18 protein-coding genes are annotated in these 17,633 nt (G+C 69.8%); 7 read left to right on the top strand and 11 right to left on the bottom strand.

The window, feature by feature from the left end:
• Window positions 1-196: 196 nt before the first annotated feature.
• The 3 genes from L0P92_RS30850 to L0P92_RS30840 all read right to left on the bottom strand — a co-directional run bounded on the left by L0P92_RS30850 (window position 197) and on the right by L0P92_RS30840 (window position 3,006).
• Window positions 197-1,147: a DMT family transporter gene (locus L0P92_RS30850; protein WP_234766337.1), complete on the bottom strand. Its 951-nt coding sequence runs from the start codon at window positions 1,145-1,147 to the stop codon at window positions 197-199.
• 176 nt (window positions 1,148-1,323) lie between these two features.
• Window positions 1,324-2,316, bottom strand: a complete 993-nt coding sequence (locus L0P92_RS30845; protein WP_234766336.1) for an EamA family transporter — start codon at window positions 2,314-2,316, stop codon at window positions 1,324-1,326.
• A 99-nt stretch (window positions 2,317-2,415) separates the two neighbouring features.
• Entirely contained in the window at window positions 2,416-3,006 is a 591-nt protein-coding gene (locus tag L0P92_RS30840) for a Clp protease N-terminal domain-containing protein (RefSeq protein WP_234766335.1), read from the bottom strand.
• Window positions 3,007-3,205: 199 nt separating this feature from the next.
• Here L0P92_RS30840 and L0P92_RS30835 point away from each other — a divergent pair, with 199 nt between their 5' ends.
• Together L0P92_RS30835 and L0P92_RS30830 are read left to right on the top strand one after the other, a co-directional pair.
• The gene (locus tag L0P92_RS30835) at window positions 3,206-3,394 is read left to right on the top strand and encodes a hypothetical protein (protein WP_234766334.1); all 189 of its coding nucleotides are present in this window, start codon (window positions 3,206-3,208) and stop codon (window positions 3,392-3,394) included.
• Between the two features lie 148 nt (window positions 3,395-3,542).
• Window positions 3,543-3,980, top strand: coding sequence for a type II toxin-antitoxin system Rv0910 family toxin (locus L0P92_RS30830; RefSeq protein ID WP_234766333.1), 438 nt, complete (start codon window positions 3,543-3,545; stop codon window positions 3,978-3,980).
• Window positions 3,981-4,058: 78 nt separating this feature from the next.
• Here the strand turns inward: L0P92_RS30830 and L0P92_RS30825 are convergent, their stop codons facing one another.
• A complete protein-coding gene (locus tag L0P92_RS30825) occupies window positions 4,059-4,679 on the bottom strand; it encodes a PadR family transcriptional regulator (protein WP_234766332.1) in 621 nt (206 codons plus the stop codon).
• Between the two features lie 255 nt (window positions 4,680-4,934).
• Window positions 4,935-5,657, bottom strand: a complete 723-nt coding sequence (locus L0P92_RS30820; protein WP_234766331.1) for a GNAT family N-acetyltransferase — start codon at window positions 5,655-5,657, stop codon at window positions 4,935-4,937.
• Between the two features lie 168 nt (window positions 5,658-5,825).
• On the opposite strand from L0P92_RS30820, the gene L0P92_RS30815 reads away from it, so the two are divergent.
• The 3 genes from L0P92_RS30815 to L0P92_RS30805 all read left to right on the top strand — a co-directional run bounded on the left by L0P92_RS30815 (window position 5,826) and on the right by L0P92_RS30805 (window position 8,452).
• Complete coding sequence (locus tag L0P92_RS30815) at window positions 5,826-6,716, top strand: aminoglycoside phosphotransferase family protein (RefSeq protein ID WP_234766339.1); 891 nt, start codon at window positions 5,826-5,828, stop codon at window positions 6,714-6,716.
• Window positions 6,717-6,805: 89 nt separating this feature from the next.
• Window positions 6,806-7,456: an HAD family hydrolase gene (locus L0P92_RS30810; RefSeq protein ID WP_234766330.1), complete on the top strand. Its 651-nt coding sequence runs from the start codon at window positions 6,806-6,808 to the stop codon at window positions 7,454-7,456.
• A gap of 186 nt (window positions 7,457-7,642) precedes the next feature.
• Window positions 7,643-8,452, top strand: a complete 810-nt coding sequence (locus L0P92_RS30805; protein WP_234766329.1) for a PhzF family phenazine biosynthesis protein — start codon at window positions 7,643-7,645, stop codon at window positions 8,450-8,452.
• Between the two features lie 10 nt (window positions 8,453-8,462).
• Here the strand turns inward: L0P92_RS30805 and L0P92_RS30800 are convergent, their stop codons facing one another.
• Complete coding sequence (locus L0P92_RS30800) at window positions 8,463-9,242, bottom strand: CPBP family intramembrane glutamic endopeptidase (RefSeq protein ID WP_234766328.1); 780 nt, start codon at window positions 9,240-9,242, stop codon at window positions 8,463-8,465.
• A 312-nt stretch (window positions 9,243-9,554) separates the two neighbouring features.
• The gene (locus L0P92_RS30795) at window positions 9,555-11,072 is read right to left on the bottom strand and encodes a glutamate-cysteine ligase family protein (RefSeq protein ID WP_234766327.1); all 1,518 of its coding nucleotides are present in this window, start codon (window positions 11,070-11,072) and stop codon (window positions 9,555-9,557) included.
• Between the two features lie 559 nt (window positions 11,073-11,631).
• On the opposite strand from L0P92_RS30795, the gene L0P92_RS30790 reads away from it, so the two are divergent.
• Both L0P92_RS30790 and L0P92_RS30785 read left to right on the top strand, forming a co-directional pair.
• Complete coding sequence (locus L0P92_RS30790; RefSeq protein ID WP_234766326.1) at window positions 11,632-12,234, top strand: hypothetical protein; 603 nt, start codon at window positions 11,632-11,634, stop codon at window positions 12,232-12,234.
• A gap of 475 nt (window positions 12,235-12,709) precedes the next feature.
• Window positions 12,710-12,916 (top strand): DUF5999 family protein, encoded by a 207-nt coding sequence (locus L0P92_RS30785; protein WP_234766325.1) that lies wholly within the window; start codon window positions 12,710-12,712, stop codon window positions 12,914-12,916.
• 117 nt (window positions 12,917-13,033) lie between these two features.
• Here the strand turns inward: L0P92_RS30785 and L0P92_RS30780 are convergent, their stop codons facing one another.
• Genes L0P92_RS30780 through L0P92_RS30765 form a run of 4 tightly spaced genes read right to left on the bottom strand, consistent with a single transcriptional unit; the run spans window position 13,034 to window position 17,272 of the window.
• Complete coding sequence (locus L0P92_RS30780; RefSeq protein WP_234766324.1) at window positions 13,034-14,077, bottom strand: endo-1,4-beta-xylanase; 1,044 nt, start codon at window positions 14,075-14,077, stop codon at window positions 13,034-13,036.
• Between the two features lie 55 nt (window positions 14,078-14,132).
• Window positions 14,133-14,924 (bottom strand): carbohydrate ABC transporter permease, encoded by a 792-nt coding sequence (locus L0P92_RS30775; protein WP_234766323.1) that lies wholly within the window; start codon window positions 14,922-14,924, stop codon window positions 14,133-14,135.
• Window positions 14,925-14,968: 44 nt separating this feature from the next.
• Window positions 14,969-15,973, bottom strand: a complete 1,005-nt coding sequence (locus tag L0P92_RS30770) for a carbohydrate ABC transporter permease (RefSeq protein ID WP_234766322.1) — start codon at window positions 15,971-15,973, stop codon at window positions 14,969-14,971.
• A gap of 6 nt (window positions 15,974-15,979) precedes the next feature.
• Window positions 15,980-17,272 carry an extracellular solute-binding protein gene (locus L0P92_RS30765; protein ID WP_234766338.1) on the bottom strand — a complete coding sequence of 431 codons (1,293 nt, stop codon included), beginning with the start codon at window positions 17,270-17,272 and terminating at the stop codon, window positions 15,980-15,982.
• Window positions 17,273-17,633: the final 361 nt, after the last annotated feature.

The following is a 17,633-nucleotide window of genomic DNA, read 5'->3' as shown; positions in this document are numbered from 1 at the left end:
CTCCCCCGACACCACCCTCCCCGGCTACCTCGCCTCTTTGTAAGCGGCGAGGCCCTGGGGCGCGGGGGCGCAGCCCCCCAGGGGCGCGGGGAACTGCGCGACCAGCCCCCACGCACCAGCACCCGAAGAACGACCCCCGGGGTCGAAGGGGCGAAGCCCCTGGGGGATGGGACGGGTAGGGGCGGCGGGGGCGACGTCACACCACCAACCGCCGCGCACCCCGCGCCTCCGCCAGAGCCAACCCCGTGACAGACCCCAGCATCAACAGGATGCCCACAAGCGTCGGCACAGTAAGGCGCTCGCCGAGAAGAACGACGGCAAGCACTGCCGCACTCACCGGCTCAAGCAACATGATCACGGACACGGTGGCCGACCGCACGGCAGCCGCCCCCGCGAAGTAGAACGCGTACGCCAACGCCGTCGGGACAGCCGCGATGTACACCAGCAGCCACCCCAGCCGAACAGGGTCGGCCGTATGCGGAACGAGACCTTCGGCGAGGGCAAAGGGCAGCAGACTCAGACCGGTGACCGCGAAGGCCCAGAGCGACGTACTCGCGGCGTCACCCCCGCCATCGCGCCCCCACTTGCGCGTCAGCAGCGTCATCACGGAGTACGCGGCCGCCGACACCAGCGCCAGCAGCACACCCGAGGGCCGTACGGCCGCCCCCTCACCCCCGAGTGCCAGCACCGCGAGCCCGCTGAGCGCACCGGCCACGGCGGCGACGCCGCCAAGGCCGAGCCGCTCACCCAGGGCCAGCCGGGCGCCGAGGGCGATGAACACAGGCCCGGCGCCGAGCGTGACGACGGTGCCCACGGCGAGCCCGGTGGCGTCGACGGCGGCGAAGTAGGCCGTCTGGAACACGGCGAGCCCGACGCCCGTGACCCCGGCCCGCAGCGCCTTGCGGCCAAGAGGCTCGGACACACCGGCGCCCCGAACCGTGCGCGGGCGCGGACGCAGGAGACGGACGGCGAGCAGCAGCACGAAGCCGGCCGCGCAGCGCCAGAAGGAGAGGGCGATCGGCCCCATGTCACTGGCCCGGTAGACCAGGGAGGCGGCGGCGCCCGCGGTGCCCCAGGCGGCACCGGCGACGATCAGATAGAGAAGGCCACGCCCGATGGGCAGGCCGGAGACAGCAGCGTTCGACACGAGTTCTTCTCCGCAGACATGCAGAAGTTCGAAGGGGACCTCGGCTCAGCGGGGTCCATGGACTTCGTCTGCGGGCAGCACCGTTCCGCCCGGCGTGCGGCCGGGCAGGCGTTCCGGAGGGCCCGCCTCAGGCGGCCGGAGGCGGAAGAACGAGCGTCGAAGGCATGTTCGGCACCTTATGCGAGCGTCGAACGGGCCGACAAATCCCTTTCCGGCCCGCCGCTCGCCACCGGCTCGGGGGACCCCTTCGCCGGCGCCGACGACTGCGCGATGAAGGCGCCGACCAGGACGATCACCCCGCCGACCAGCTGCGGAGCGGAGAGGTGCTCGCCGAGCAGGACCCAGGCCAGGACGGTCGCGATGACCGCTTCGAGGCAGGCGACGACACCGGCGACCTGCGGCGAGAGCCGGCGTACGGAGACCACGCCGGTGATGTACGCGATGACGGTCGCGACGAGGACGATCCAGGACAGCAGCAGGGGTGCCGCGACCGGGGTGCCGTTCATGTGCGCGGTGCTGCCCAGCACGGACCAGTCCATCGTCCAGGGGCGGGCCACGACCGTGAGGACGCCGGCGCCGACCAGGAGGCCGTACGCGATGACGCCCAGCGGATCGGGGGCCTCGGCGCCGGAGTCGCTGCCCTGGTCGGACAGGACGAAGTAGCCGACCTGGCAGCAGGCGGCGCCGAGCGCGAGGAGCAGGCCGAGCGCGTCGAAGCTCAGCCCCGACCAGACCTCGACGACACAGGCGAGCCCGCCGACCGCGAGGACGACACCGAGTGCGGCGGCGGGCGTGACGGGCCGTCGCTGCACGAACCGCACCCAGCCGAGGACCAGCGCCGGGGCGAGGTACTCGACGAGCAGCGCGACCCCGACCGGGATACGGGATATCGAGGCGAAGTAGAAGGCCTGGACGCCTGCGACGCCGAGGAGTCCGAACCCGGCGAGCAGCGCGGGCCGACGCCGCAGCAGTGCCCGATGGCGCACGGCGAGCGGCAGCATCACGAGGGCCGCGCCGGCCACGCGCAGCCACACCACGTGCAGCGGATCGAGCCCCGCCTCGATCAACGGCTTGGCCGCGACCCCGGAGCCGCCGAAGGCGACCGCCGAACCCATCGCCAGACCTAGCCCGACGCCCTTGCCCCGGCCGACCCCACTGCTCTCAGACATACGCACCGGCACATGATGACAGGCGATGACATGAGCGTCACCCCCAATGACACCTGTCTCGCCGAGTGGACAGGGAGGTCGCCGAAGGAAGTCCTAGTCCTAGCGAGCCGTATCGCCCCAGCCAAAGCCACCGACGTACTCGTCGCCGTGGCCGACGTACTCGTCATGCCCTTCGTCGATCCGCGCGCGCAGCGCGGTCGCCTCGATGCCGGCCCGGGCGAGCACCTCGACGGCGCGGGCCTGCGGGTCCGCCACGATCGCCGCGAGCAGGTCGATGCCACGGGCCCGCGGGTCGCCGCGCCGGGCGGCTCGCCCGGTGGCATGTTCCATCGCGCTCGCGGCCAGCGGGGAGAAGCCCTCGCCGTCCCTCATCACGGGTACGGCGCCGGAGTCCTCGACGGTGCCCTGCCAGCGCAGGCCGTAGCCGATGGTGCGTTGTACGAGGTAGCCGAGGAGGCGGGCGATCTGGGGGCCGTCGCCGAAGACGGCGTACACATCGCGGTCGTGCTCCAGGAGCGAGTGCAGCAGATGGGCCGTGTCGATCTGCCGGTCCCCGTCCCTGACCGCCCGGCGGCGGGCACCGGAGACCACCGCTGCCAGCTCGTCGCTGAGCCTGGCATCGTCCGCGGCGGCGGCTGGGCGCCGACAGTCCTGCTCCTGCGCCGACTGCCGGGGAATACGGGGTTGCACATCCCCTACCCCATCAACCCCTTCGAGCCGCGTCATCCCCGGGAGGAAGCATTTTCGCGTCCCACACAGAGTGGACTCCGTCGGCCGGTATCTCCTCCTTGCGGATGAGATCACGCCGAACATCCCCGAGGGGCGCGCGCCGCCTTGCCCCACGCCCTCCGCGCAACCATGGCGCCCCACCCCGGCGTCTCTGAGGGACATGGAGCGCGGGTGCTGGCTGGTGTCGTTGCCGGCCGTCGACGGCAGACAGTACGTCTACCGGGTGTACGCACCCAAGGACGCCCTGCCCGCCGACCTGTTCTGGGAAGCGTGGCACTGCCATGACGAGAGCGCGTTCCCGCGCGCGTGGGACGTGTTCGACGCGGCGGTGATACGGATGGTGGGCTGAGCCGGGGAGAGGATCACGGCGAGAGTGATCCGTGAGCGGGGCTCAGGTCTCACGTCTCCACATTTTCTGACGGTTCATCAGTATTGAATGTTCCAGGCCCCAGGGCTACGTTCCGCGACACCGTAGCCCGAGACGAAGGGGTGGTCGCATGGCCGAAGTCAGCGCGGAGGCACGCATCGAGGCACCGGCCGAGAAGGTCTGGGCACAGCTGACGGACTGGTCGGCGTACGGCGAGTGGAACGCGACCCACACCAGCTTTCCGGGCGGCGGGCCCGCGGCCCTCGAAGTGGGCGGGACCTTCCAGGAGAACATGAAGCTGATGGGGTTCCCGGCCGAGGTCGAGTGGACCATCGAGGAACTGGAGCCGGCGCGGGTGCTCGCCATTCGCGGCAAGGGTCCGATGGCGGTGACCGTGGCGACGCGTTACACACTGACGCCCGCCGGCGACGGCGCGGGGGCCACGACGGTCCGCATCGACGGGGAGTTCACGGGTGCGGCCGTGTCGTTGATGGCGGGCAAGCTCAAGGACTCGGCCACGGCGGCACTGAACGAGTCCCTGCGCAAGCTGGCGGGCCTGGTGACCTGAGCGGCTCACACAGGAAGGCGCCCCGCGGTTCAGTCCACGGGGCGCCTTCACTCAGGGCGGGCCGGCCGCCGACCCGGCTCAGTCCTCATCGGCGAGGATGAGGTACAGCCTCTTGCGGGCGTCGTTGATGACGGTGAGCGCCTTCTCGCGCTGCTCCTTGCTGCCCGTCTTCCAGACCTGCCCGAAGGCCTCCATCAGACCGAAGCCGGCCTGCCGGATCTCGCCGAGGGCCTCCCAGTCGACACCGCGGGAGGCTTCCTCCCAGGGCGCCTCGGGCCCGTCCTCGGCCGCCTCGCGGCCCGCCTCCGTGAGCGAGAACAGCTTCTTGCCGCCTTCGCTCTCGCTGACGATCAGGCCCTCGTCCTCCAGCAGTTGGAGGGTGGGGTACACCGAGCCGGGGCTGGGCTTCCACGCCCCGCCGCTGCGCTCGGCGATCTCCTGGATCATCTCGTAGCCGTGCATGGGGCGGTCCTTCAGCAGGGCGAGGATCGACGCCCGCACGTCACCGCGCCGCGCCCTCCCTCGCGGTCCGCCCCTGCCACCCTTCGGCCCCCAGGGGCCGGGCCCGAATCCAGGCCCACCGAAACCACCGGGCCCGCCCGGACCGAAGGGCCCGAACGCGCCACGAAGACCTTCGAAACCGCCTCGGCCGTGGTGACCGTGTCCACCATGCCCACGCTCGAATCCATGGGAACGCATCGCAATCACTCCATTCCATCGTTGATCTGTCGCGATGCCTCAACGATATATCGGAACTGTTCGCATGGCAAGGCTCCCTTTCTCTTACGTGCACGGGATGCATAGGCCTGGCAGTCAGAGCGGGCCGACTGCTGCTGATGGGCGTCGATCGAAGGGGGCCGCCCGCGGCCCGGCCCCGGGAGAAGTACCGGCCGATGGGCCGCCCCTATGAGTGATGCAGCTCGACTCCCACCGCACCGCACCGCACCGCTCCACTCAAGCGATCTCGATGCTGAGTTGGGAACCCAGTTCCTCGAATCCCAACGCGGCGGCGACACGTCGGGAGGCGGGAGGCCGCGCGCGCCACTGCGGCAGCAGCCCGACGGCGAGGGCATGAGCGACCGCCGCTGAGCCCGTCACCCGTGCCAGTCCTCGCCCGCGCGCCCGTGGCGCCGTCAGTACGCCGATATGGGCCGTCCGCTTCGGCCAGACGCGATATCCCGCGGCAGCGACCACCTGTCCATGCTCGCGGACAACGAACACGGGCGACGTGAGCTCGTCCAGAGCGGCCTCACCGGCGTCCTCATGACCAGCAGTCTTCTCCAGGTGCCTCAAATCCGAGTGAGCGACCGGCAGTTGCTGCACCGTCAAGGCGCCAGTCTCCACGGGCCGGAATCCCGCTGCGGACACATACGAGAGCGCCGCCGGCCCGAGCACCCGAGCGACCGGAAGCACCTCCCGGACCAAAGCGCTGTCCGCAACGGCCTCCAGCGGCAGTTTCCCCAATGCGTCACGAACGACCCGGGCGGCACTGTCACTCGGCGCGGTCACGATCGCTGATCCGCCCAGAACAACCACTCCGACCCAGCCGACCGGGCACAGTCCGGACCCCGGGGACACCACCACGCTCACACTGCCCGGCGAGCCGAACGACACCGGCACCCGGGCCAGGTGCTCCCAGAGCCCACGGGCTCGAACCACCAGCGGATCAGTCGACATGGCCCCGATCCTGCCAGCCGCGACAAGCCCCCGCCGTGACACCTGGGTAGCCGAAAAAATCTCAGTTGATCTGAATCCTGGCGCCTGAATACTGGCTGTCGTCTCAGTTGATCCGGCCTGCTTCCGGCCTTTCGCATGGGACCAGTGGAAGGGCCTGCCGAATTGACCATGCACGACGACCAAGTGGACGTGACCACCGGTATGGTTGCGACCTTGATCCAAGAACAGTTCCCTCAGTGGAGCGACAAGGCGATCCGACCCCTGGCGTCGACCGGGACGGTTCACGCCATCTTCCGCATCGGGAACGACCTCTCCGCGCGTTTCCCACTGCGTCTCGCCGATGCCGCCCAGGTGCTGGCGGTTCTGGAACGGGAAGCCGAGGCGAGCGCGGAGTTGGCACAGGTGTCACGGTTCCCCGCCCCGGAACCCGTCGCCGTGGGAAGACCCGGAGCGGGTTACCCCATGCCGTGGTCGGTCCAGACATGGCTGCCGGGAACGGTCGCCTCTGACGCCGACCCGAGTGGGTCGGACGCTTTCGCCGAGGACCTCGCGGCTTTCATCGCGGCCCTGCGGGACGCCGAGACGCGGGGACGGCTCTTCAGCGGGGAAAATCGTGGCGGCGTCCTCGCTGACCACGACGAGTGGATGGCGAAGTGCTTCGAGGAGAGTGAGGAGCTGCTCGATGTGCCCCGGCTGCGCCAGGTGTGGCGCCGTTTCCGGGAGTTGCCGCGCACGGGTGCCGACGTGATGAGCCATGGTGACTTGATTCCGGGCAACGTACTGGTCGCGGGGGACCGGCTCAGCGGCGTACTCGACACCGGCGGCTTCGGCCCGGCCGACCCCGCGCTGGATCTGGTCATTGCGTGGCATCTGTTGCAGTCAGGACCGCGGGAAGTGCTCCGTCGGACACTGGGCTGTGACGACCTGGAGTGGGAACGCGGCAAGGCATGGGCGTTCGAACAGGCGATGGGTTTGGTCTGGTACTACGTCGAGAGCAATCCGACGATGAGCACAATGGGGCGCCGGACACTCGACCGCATTCTGGAGTCGACGGAGTGATGTGGCCCCGGTCGATCGCAAGCCGTGACGACCAACTCCGATGAGACCGGAAACATCCCTCCGCCGCTCCCCCGTGCTCTACTGCCGCCATGCCGCTCCTGCTGCTGGACCTCGACAACACCTTGGTCGACCGGGACGCGGCGTTCCGCGACGCCGCCGCCGACCTCCTCGCCGAGCACGGCCTGCCCGCCTCCGACCTCGACTGGGTGACGGCCACGGACGCCAGTGGCTACACCCCACGAGGTGAACTGGCCGCGGCCATGACCGACCGATACGGCAGCGCCGTACCGGACACCGCCATCCGCTCCCTGCTCGACACCGGCGTCCCCAGCCGCGTCGTCCTGGCGCACTCCACCCGCCGGGCACTGGAACGAGCCCGGGCCGCCGGCTGGACGTGTGTGATCGTCACCAACGGCCGCGTCGTCCAGCAGGAGGCCAAGATCCGCAACACCGGGCTGGATCAACTGGTCCAGGGCTGGGTCGTGTCCGAAGCCGTCGGGTGCAAGAAGCCCGAACCGGACATCTTCCGGGCGGCCGCCGCAACCGTCGGCGTCCCCCTGACCGGCGCCTGGGTCATCGGCGACTCACCGCACGCCGACATCGCCGGCGCCGAGGCGCTCGGTCTGCGGAGTGTGTGGGTGGCCAACGGACGCCGCTGGGCCCAGGACTCCTACCGCCCCACCCACGTCACCCATGACGTCGCCTCCGCCGTCGGCCACGCCGTCGCCACGCGGCACTGAGAACCGCCGCGAGCGAACCCGGGCAGCACGAGCACCGCCTGCCGAAGACGGTCCGGCACGCCGCCCTCTCCCCGAAGCTGTTCCAGCACCCCACCCCTCCCCAAAGAACCACTCTCCCCGAAATCGGTCCAGCACCCCCGAATTGGCCTTGGCCGTCCGTCCCCCACCCCCCATACCGTCAGCGTCATGCGGATTCGAATCGTCGACGCCTTCACCGACCGCCCCTTCGCCGGAAACCCAGCCGGAGTCCTGCTCCTCGACAACTTCCCGGACGACGACTGGCTCCAGAACGTGGCCATGGAGGTCAATCACGCCGAGACGGCGTTCGCGCACCGCCTGCCCGAAGGCAGCGAGGCCGACTGGGCGCTGCGGTGGTTCACGCCGGTCGCCGAGGTGGCGATGTGCGGGCACGCCACGCTCGCCACGGCCCATGTGCTGCACAGCACCGGCGCCCACGAGGGCCCCGTGCGCTTCGCCACCCGCAGCGGTGTCCTCGTCGCCACGCCCCGCGAGGACGGCTCGATCACGCTGGACTTCCCGACCGCCCCGCTCACACCCGTCGAGGTCCCGGCCGGGGTCGCTCAGGCGCTGGGCGCCGAGCCGCTCGTCGCCTTCGACACCGGCCCCAACGTCGGGGACCTGCTCGTCGAACTCGCCGACGAGAAGACGGTGCACGCCCTGTCCCCCGACCTCAAGGCCCTCGGCGCCTACTCCGAGCGCGGCATCATCGCCACCGCCCGCGCGCAGGACCCCACCCGGGGCTACGACTTCGTCTCCCGTTGCTTCTTCCCGAACGTCGGCATCGACGAGGACCCGGTCACCGGCAGCGCCCACACGGCCCTCGCCCCCTTCTGGTCCGAGCGCCTCGGCCGCGCCGAGCTCACCGGCCTCCAGGCCTCCCCCCGCTCCGGCCGCGTCCAAACAGAGCTGCGTGGCGACCGCACGCTGCTGAGCGGTCGTGCGGTGACCGTGATCGAGGGGGAGTTGCTCGCCTGAGCCGGCCGGTTCACGCCGTCGGGAGCCACCCGACCTTCCCGGCCAGCAGCGCGTAGCCGACGAACGCCCCTATGTCGAGCAGGGAGTGCGCCACGACCAGCGGGCCGACCCGGCCCCAGCGCCGGTACAGGTAGACGAACACCACGCCCATCGCCATGTTGCCGAGGAAGCCACCGATGCCCTGGTAGAGGTGGTACGAGCCGCGCAGTACGGAGCTGGCGACCAGCGCGGTGCCGGGAGTCCAACCCAACTGGCCCAGTCGGCGCAGCAGATAGCCGACGACGATGACCTCTTCCAGGATGGCGTTCTGCAGCGCCGAGAGGATCAGTACCGGGTACTTCCACCAGACGTCGGGCAGCGCCTCGGGCACCACGGTGAGGTTGAAGCCGAGGCCTCGGGCGGCCAGGTAGAACGCGATCCCGGTGCTGCCGATCACCGCGGCGATGGCCGCTCCCCGGCCGAGGTCGGGCCAGGGCCGGGTGCGGTCGAAGCCGAGGGTGCGCAGGCTCTGCCCCTCGCGCAGCAGGAAGTGCGCGACCAGGGCGACGGGGATCAGCGCCGTGGTGATCCCGAACAGCTGCCACGCGAGATCCAGCCAGGGGCGGCCCGGCGCGGCGGAGGCGTTGAGCGTGGCCGCCTGGTCCTTGAGGCCGCCCGGTTTGGTGACCGAACCGACAAAGCTGATCAGGGCGGACACGCCGCTCGCACCGAGCGAGAGGCCCAGGACGAGCAGCGTCTCATCACGGAAGATCCGTCGCGAGGGCCGCTCATGCGGAGAAGATTCGGCCATGGGGCCTGCCTCGCCCTGCACACCTGCCTCCAGTGAGTAATTCCGCCTCATCCGCGACAGGGAGGGGCACCACCGTCATGGGACGTCACAGCTTGCCCGATCAGTATGGGCCGGGCGACGTCGCCCCCCTCGACGCGACGGTACGACGGGACGGCACGACGGGACGCAGCGCACCCCGCGCGCCACACACACCGCCGTGCACCCCGCGCGCCACACACACCGCCATGCACCCCCGCGCGTCCCCACACACACCGCCGTACACCGCCCCCGTACACCTCGCGCACCGCCACGTACCGCCCCTTGCGCCGCCCGTCACCCCAGCGGCACCGGCTCCAGCAGCCCCACCGGCCAGGTGTGGACCGGATCTCCGCGGTGCATCAGCTCGCGGTAGCGGCGGGTCGTGGCCGCCAGGGCCGCGTCCCTGGTCAGGCCCGCCTCCAGGGCCTGGTGGAAGGTGGCCGCCTGCCAGGACGCGCCGTTCGTCCGCCTGCGGCACCGCTCCTCGATGACGCCCAGGTAGAGATCGCGGTCGGCGCGTTCGACGCCCCACGCGTCCAGGCCGACCTCGGCCAGCGGCAGCAGTTCGTCGCGTACGAGGCTCACCGCGTCGACCTCGGTCGTCCCGCCGTACCGTCCGCGCCGGGGCCAGCGCAGCCGCGCGTCGATGCCGTGCTTGCACGCCGCGTCGAAGTTGGCGGCGGCCGCCTCGAAGGGGAGCCGGGTCCACACGGGCCGTGACTCCTCGGCCAGGGCGCGGACGACGCCGTAGTAGAAGGCGGTGTTGGCGATGACGTCCGTCACGGTCGGTCCTGCGGGCAGGACGCGGTTCTCGACGCGCAGGTGGGGGACGCCGTCGGCGACGCCGTAGACGGGCCGGTTCCAGCGGTAGACGGTGCCGTTGTGCAGGACGAGTTCGGCGAGCGACGGGGTGCCGCCGGCGTCGATGACCCCGAGCGGGTCCTCGTCGTCGCAGATCGGCAGCAGGGCCGGGAAGAACCGCAGGTTCTCCTCGAAGAGGTCGTACGCCGAGGTGATCCACCGCTCCCCGAACCAGGTGCGCGGCCGCACGCCCTGCGCCTGGAGCTCGGGCGGGCGGGTGTCGGTGGACTGCTGGAACAGCGGCGGGCGCGACTCCCGCCACAGCTCGTGACCGAACAGGAACGGCGAGTTGGCGCCCACGGCGACCTGCGCGGCGGCGACCGCCTGGGCGGCGTTCCAGACGTCGGCGAAGCGGCCCGGGGTGACCTGGAGGTGCAGTTGTACGGAGGTGCAGGCGGCCTCGGGGGCGATGGAGCCGGAGGTGCAGGTCAGGTGCTCCACGCCGTCGATGTCGAGGGTGAAGTCCTCGCCGCGGGCGGCCACGATCTGGTCGTTGAGGAGGGTGTAGCGGTCGACCGCGGAGAGGTTCGAGGAGACCAGGTCGTCCCGGTCGAGGGTCGGCAGAATGCCGATCATCACGATTCCCGCGTCGAGTTCACCGGCTTTTCGGTCGGCATATGCCAGTGATGTACGGAGTTCCTCGGCGAGCTGGTCGAATACCCGGCCCTGAAGCCGGTGTGGGGCTATGTTCACTTCCAGATTGAACATGGCGAGTTCTGTTTGGAAATCGCGGCTCGCGATCCGCTCCAGCACCTGCATGTTCAGCATTCTCGGCATGCCGTCGGCACCGGTGAGGTTCAATTCGATCTCCAGCCCCATGAGGTTCTTGGGGCGGTCGAACCGCTTCTCCTCCAGCAGTCGCTCCAGGCCCGTCAGACACCGCCGCAGCTTCTCGCGGTAGTGCTGGCGATCGGACAGATCGAACCGACCTGCCACGACCTTCTCCCCCATCGAAGCTTCCCTCCTCGGATGGGCGAACCGCGTCACGGCCGCCGGTCTCCCGGGTCAGGTGGGATGATGCCCAGCGGAAGCGATCGATAACGTCCCGCTTCGGCCCCGCGCCCGCTACTCTGTCGGACGTGACCGGCGGCACATTCACCGGGCATGCGGCACACCGCAGTTGCGGGCTCCTCACGAACTCGTGAAAAACGCCGACGAGAATTGGCCGTCCGCGTCCGGGGCATTTTTCGAGGTCATCGACGTATGATCGGCCGGCAATCAGGATGATTCCCGCATATCACCGGCCGAATGGACCCTTGCCGGGTGCACCGATATCGGCTAGATGAAACATCGTCTGAACACTCGTCGTATAAACTCCGCAATCAAGGCAGAGGGTTGGCGCCCACGGTCCCAGGAGTCCTGCCGTCACGTGACGTACGGCGGACCCCGCTCACCCCCCTCGCGCTTCCCGACCCCGGCCCCCGCCTCTCTGACCTCCGTGAGCAGACAGCGCCGTCCGCCCCCGTCACGCCCTCGCGCCACCGGCTCTCCGAATGAGAGGCGACCCACCATGCCGCTGCATGTTCCCCCGGCTCCCGCGCCCGCACTTCGCTCCGTCCTCACCGCCCTCGGCTCGCCCACCGCGGTACGTGAGGCCCGAACGCCCTCCCTGCGCGCCGCCCAGGGACCCGCCACACCCGAACTCCCGCTGCCCGTGCACGTCCTGGACGAGATCACCCCGGCCGGTGTGACCGCGACCAGGCTGGCCGGCTGGCGCTTCCTGATCCGCTGCGGGGAACGCGCGGTGGCCGCGGCCGAGACCCGGCTGACCCCGGACGGCTGGGCCTTCTCGCACTTCTTCGAGGGGCCCTACATCGCGTCCACCGAGCGGGCACTCCAGCAGGCCGAGAAGATCGCACAGCCCTACCAGCCGCGCCTGCTGTCGTTCCCCGGCCTCTACATGCTCACCCTGTGGCTGCACGGCGACTGCGCCGCGGACGCCGCCACCGGCCACCCCGCCGCCACGGACATCCTCGTGCCGCTCGCCCCGGCACCGCCCGGCATCGCGGCCCACCTGCCGCTCCGGGTCGCCGAGCTGCTCCCGGTGCTGACCCACCGGGCCACGCCGGCCCCGCTGCCGCCCCTGCCTCCGCTGCTGGGCTCCCCCGCCTGAGAGCACACCGCGCGAGCGCCTCCGTACCCCGTCACCCGATTTCCGGGCGGCGGGGTACGCCGTTGTCGGACCACGGGATTAGGCTCGTAACGGACAACAGGAAAACGAACCACGCAAACACACAATGGTTTCGCTCGCGCGAGCGACAATACGCTCGAACGAGCTTCTCGCAGCCTCCGGGCCACCCGGACTAGCCCTATCCGACCACTGCGAACCATCCGAAGTGACAGTGCAGTTGGGATGAACCGTCCGCGGCGGCGACGCGTCATCAACCTGTGAGAAAGCGGTGCTGCGAAATCCCTGCGGATTGACGCCCGTGGGGCAACACTGGGTTCCGACCGACTAATCACAACGGGGGGCGGCCATGAACGAAGCTTCACGCCGCGAAACAGACACGACCGTCGTCACGGACACGACGGTCACCACGGACACGACAAACACCTCACACATCACAACAGAGCGAAAGATCCCTTCCATGTGCCAGCACAAGCCACCGTGCCCCTCAGCCGACTCCGCCGACCGGGAATCCGCCCGTCTCGTGGCGCACCACCCGGAGCAGGGATGGAGCCTGCTGTGCAACGGTGTCCTGCTCTTCGAGGACACCGGTGAGCTCCTGCCGGACGGCCAGATCATCGCCCCGCACCGTCCGCTGGGCACCGGCAAGGTGATGACCGCCGCGTAGCACCACCACCGGGCGCAGTGACGAGCGCCCGGAGTACTCCCAGGGGCCGGTCGCAGACCCTGACTGCGAGCCGGCCCCCACGTGTGTCGGAAGTCGGTCACTCACCGTAGCCGGTGGCTACTTCAGCGCTTCCCGCAGCGCGAAGTACGCCGGCTTGGGCCGCAGCTGTTCGTCCCACGGCAGCGCGGCGCCCTCGCCCGGGAAGAACGCCGGGATCCAGCTGTACTTGTCCGTGTAGTCCCAGACGGTGATCCCCACGCACCGGCGCACCGCCAGACAGGCCTCGGTCATGTCCCGGTACCAGTCGGCCTGCTGGGCGAGCTTCTCGTCGGTCGCGGGCAGCTCCATCCGTACGTCGACCTCGGTGAGCGCCGTGTCGAGGCCGAGCCGGGAGAAGCGGCGGAGGTTGTCCTCCAGGGTGGTCGGATAGCCGTACTGGAGCGCCAGGTGGGTCTGGAGGCCGAAGCCGTGCAGCGGGACTCCCTGTGCCTTCAGCTCCTTGGCCAGCCGGTGGTAGGCGTCGCTCTTGGGGCCGATCGCCTCGACGTTGTAGTCGTTGAGGTAGAGCCTGGCCTTCGGGTCGGCCTGGTGGGCCCAGCGCAGGGCGTCGGCGATGTAGCCGGGGCCGAGCGTGTTGTAGAAGACCGTCTCGCGGTACGTGCCGTCCTCGTTGAAGGCCTCGTTGACGACGTCCCAGGCGAAGACCTTGCCCCGGTAGTGCCGTACCTCCGTCTGGATGTGCTTCTTCAGTACGGCCCGCAGCTCGGGTGCCGTCCACTCGCGGCCGGTGAGCCAGTCGGGCAGCTGGCTGTGCCAGACGAGGGTGTGGCCGCGCACCTTCTGGTGGTTCGCGCGGGCGAGGTTCACGATCTCGTCGCCCTTGCTGAAGTCGAACACCCCCTGCTGGGGCTCGGTGGCGTACCACTTCATGCCGTTGCCCGGCGTGATCTGGTCGAACTCACTGCCGAGGAGCTTCTTGTACGGCTCGTCGACGAGTTCGGGGTTGTCGGTCGCGCTGCCGAAGTAGCGGCCGTGGCGCTGGGCGAGGTCGGCGAGGGTGGGCGGCTCGTGCCGTGCCTGGGCGGGCGGGCCCGCGCCGATCCCGGCGGCGACCAGGAGCGCGGCGAAGGCGCCGACGAGTCTGAGACGGTTCTTGCGCATGGTGCGACTCCTCACGGTGCGGATGTGTGGGTAGCCGTACGTCCGCCAGCGCGCGTCACCCCTTGGTGGCGCCGGCGGTGAGGCCGCCGACGAGCTGGCGCTCGGCGACCGAGTAGAAGGCGAGGGCCGGGACCATGGCCAGCACCAGGTAGGCGAAGACGCGGGCGTAGTCGGCGGAGTACTGGCCCTGGAACTGCTGGACGCCGATCGGGATGGTCCACCACGTGGAGTCGGTGAACACCAGCAGCGGCAGGAAGAAGTTGTTCCAGCTGGTGACGACGGCAAGCACGGAGACGGTGCCCAGCGCGGGCCGCGCCATGGGCAGCAGCACCCGCCAGAAGAACCCGAAGGAGCTGCACCCGTCGAGCGTGGCCGCCTCCTCCAGCTCGCCCGGGATCTCCCGGAAGAAGCCGCGCAGGATGATGATGGTCATCGGCAGCCCGAAGGCGGCCTGCGGGAGGATCACGCCGAGCGGGTTGTCCAGCAGGTTCATCGAGCGCAGCAGCAGGAACAGGGGCAGGGCCGCCACCGCGAAGGGGAACATCAGACCCATCGTGAAGAGGGTGAACAGTCCCTCCCGGCCGCGGAAGGCGAACCGCGCGAAGGAGAACGCCGAGAGCGCGGACACGGCCACGACCAGCACGGTCGTACCGATCGCGATCAGCGTGCTGTTGCCGATCAGCCGCCAGAAGTCCCCCGAGCCGAGGATGTCCGTGTAGTTGCCGGTCACCCAGGACTCGGGCAGCCCGACCGGGTTGCGGGAGAGCTCGTCGGTGGACTTGAAGCCGGACAGCACGGCGTAGAGCAGCGGCACGACCATCACCGCGCCGACCATCACCAGGATCATGTGCAGGGGCAGGTTCCTCCCGCTCCGCCTGCCCGACCTTGCCGTCACTTGGCGCCTCCCCGCATCGTCGTGGTGGCTCCCTGGAGGTCGCGGCGGAGCACGAACCGCTGGTAGGCGAGGGCGAAGACGAGGCTGATGGCGAACATGGCCACGCTGATCGCGCTGGCGTAGCCGACCTGGTAGCGCTTGAAGCCGTACTGGAACAGGGTCACGGCCATCGTCTCGGAGTGGTGGTCGGGACCGCCCGCGGTGGTCACCCAGACCAGGTCGAAGAGCTGGATCGACCCGATGACGCACAGGAACACGCTGATCCGCAGGGTGGGTGCGAGGAGCGGCAGGGTGACGCTGCGGAAGCGCTGCCAGGCGTTCGCGCCGTCGATCAGCGCGGCCTCGGTCAACTCTCGCGGGATGGACTGGAGTCCGGCGAGGTAGAGCATCATGTGGAAGCCGAAGTACTTCCAGGTCATGACCAGGAACAGGGTGGCCATCACGGTGGACTGGTCGGCGAACCACTCGCCGCCGAGCCCGTCGAGGCCGATACCGCCCAGGATCTGGTCGGCGAAGCCGTCGCCGGGGGCGAAGATCATGCCGAACAGGACACCGGTGATCGCCTCGGACAGGACGTACGGCCCGAAGAACAGCATCCGGTAGACGGCCCGGCCGCGCAGCCGCTGGTTGAGCAGTACGGCCATGGCGAGCGCGAACGGCAGCTGGATCGCGAGGGACAGGACGACCAGGACCAGGCAGCGCCACAGGTCGCCGAGGAAGACGGGGTCGTCGAAGAGACGGGTGAAGTTGTCGGCGCCGATGTAGTCGGACGGCATGCCGAAGCCGCCCCAGCGGAAGAAGGCCGCGTACAGGGCGAACAGCATCGGCAGCAGCACCAGGACCAGGAACAGCACCAGCGCGGGCACCTGGAAGCCGACCGCGGTGAGCCAGTGCAGCAGCCGGCGCCGGGCCCGCCCCCGGGCCGCGCCGGCCGTCGGGGGCGGGAGGTCTGCGCCGGGGCCGGGCTGCTTGTCGGCGGACGGCAGGAACGTGGAGGTCATCGCCGGCTACTGCTCTTCCTTCGCGGTCTTCGTGATCGACTCGGCGACCTGCTGCGGGGACTTGGACCCGGCGACGAGCGCACCGACGCTGTCGTTGACCTCCTGTCCGACGGCGGGCGCGTAGGCCTGGTCGAGATAGAGCTGGAAGCCGGTGGCGGCCTTCAACTGGGCCTGTACGGCCTTGATGTTGGGGTCGGTGAGGGCACTCTCGGCCGCCGGGACCACCGGGATGACGCCGGTCTTCTTGACCAGTTCGACGACCGTGGCCTCGGAGGCGAAGAACTTCAGGAAGTCGACGGCGGCCTGCGGGGCCCCGGCGCGCAGCGCGTGTCCGCCGCCCCCGCCGAACACCTCGGTGATGCTGCCCTTGCCGCCGTCGACGGCCGGGAACGGGAAGAAGCCGAGGTCGTCCCCGAGCCCCTTGCCGCTGTCCGCCTGGACGACCGGCGCCCACTGGCCCATGAGTTCCATCGCCGCCTTGCCGTTGCCGACGGCCGCCGCCTGCCCGGTGGGGGTGGAGTACGCGGCGCCGAGGAAGCCCTTCTGGAACGGCTGGAGGTCGACGAGCTCCTGGAGGTGCTGGCCGGCCTGGACGAAGGGGTCGCCGGTGAAGTCCTTGTCGTCGTACGCCTTCTGGAGGGCGGAGGCGCCCGCGGTACGCATCGAGAGGTAGGCCCAGTAGTACATGCCGGGCCACTTCTCCTTGCCGGCCAGGGCGAGCGGGGTGGTGCCCTTCGCCTTCAACTTCCGTACGGCGTCGAGGAATCCGCTCCAGGTGGTCGGCGGCTCGGCTATGCCCGCGTCCTTGAAGAGCGCCTTGTTGTACCAGAAGCCGATCATGCCGATGTCGAACGGGATGCCGTACACCTTCTCGTCGAGGAGGTACGGCTCCTTGGCGACCGGCAGCAGGCCGTCGGCGAAATCCTTCGTCCGGTCGGTGAGGTCCTCGACAAGCCCGGCGTCGACCTGCTGCTTGAGGACGCCGCCGCCCCAGGTGTGGAAGATGTCGGGGAGCTTCCCGGAGGCGGTCAGCGCCGTCATCTTCGACTTGTAGGCGTCGTTCTCCATCTGGACGATCTTTACTTTGACCTTGGGGTTCTGGGCCTCGAACTTCTTGGCCAGCGCCGCCCAGACGCTCTTGGTCGGCTCGGTCGTGGAGATGTTCCACCACTCGATGGTGGTCGTGCCGTCCGACCCTCCCTCCGAGTCGCCTCCGCAACCGCTGAGTGCCGTCATGCCCACACCGGCCCCGGCAGAGACCGCCAGGAAGCCTCTGCGGGACAGTCCCGGGTCGCCCATCATGCGCTCCTCGAAAGTTTCGGACTGGATCCAGAAAGCTGCGTTGCTGCCGCACCCTAGAGACAGCCTTCAAACGGTGGCAACCCCTTGGACGCGGTGAATCTGTCGCTGATCGTCAAGACGAACCCGACTGTCGAGCGATGAGCGAAACATTCGACGCAGTTTGCGAACCTTACGCAGCCAGCCACAAGCGCTCCTGCGGGGCCGAACCGGTATGAAGCCACCGCCGTCGGCGTCTCCGCCTCCCCGGGTTCCGGCTCGGTGCCATCCGCAGGCTCAGCACGATGGTGAGCGCCCTCGGCGTTGATCGTGCCGCCCATCGCCCTGGCAAGGCCGCGGGCGCCACCCGCCCAGGCCCTCC

It is taken from the genome of Streptomyces muensis (genome assembly GCF_021474425.1).
Classification (GTDB): domain Bacteria; phylum Actinomycetota; class Actinomycetes; order Streptomycetales; family Streptomycetaceae; genus Streptomyces; species Streptomyces muensis.
Note: the sequence above shows the minus strand (reverse complement) of the source record. Positions and strands in the feature narration are given on the sequence as shown.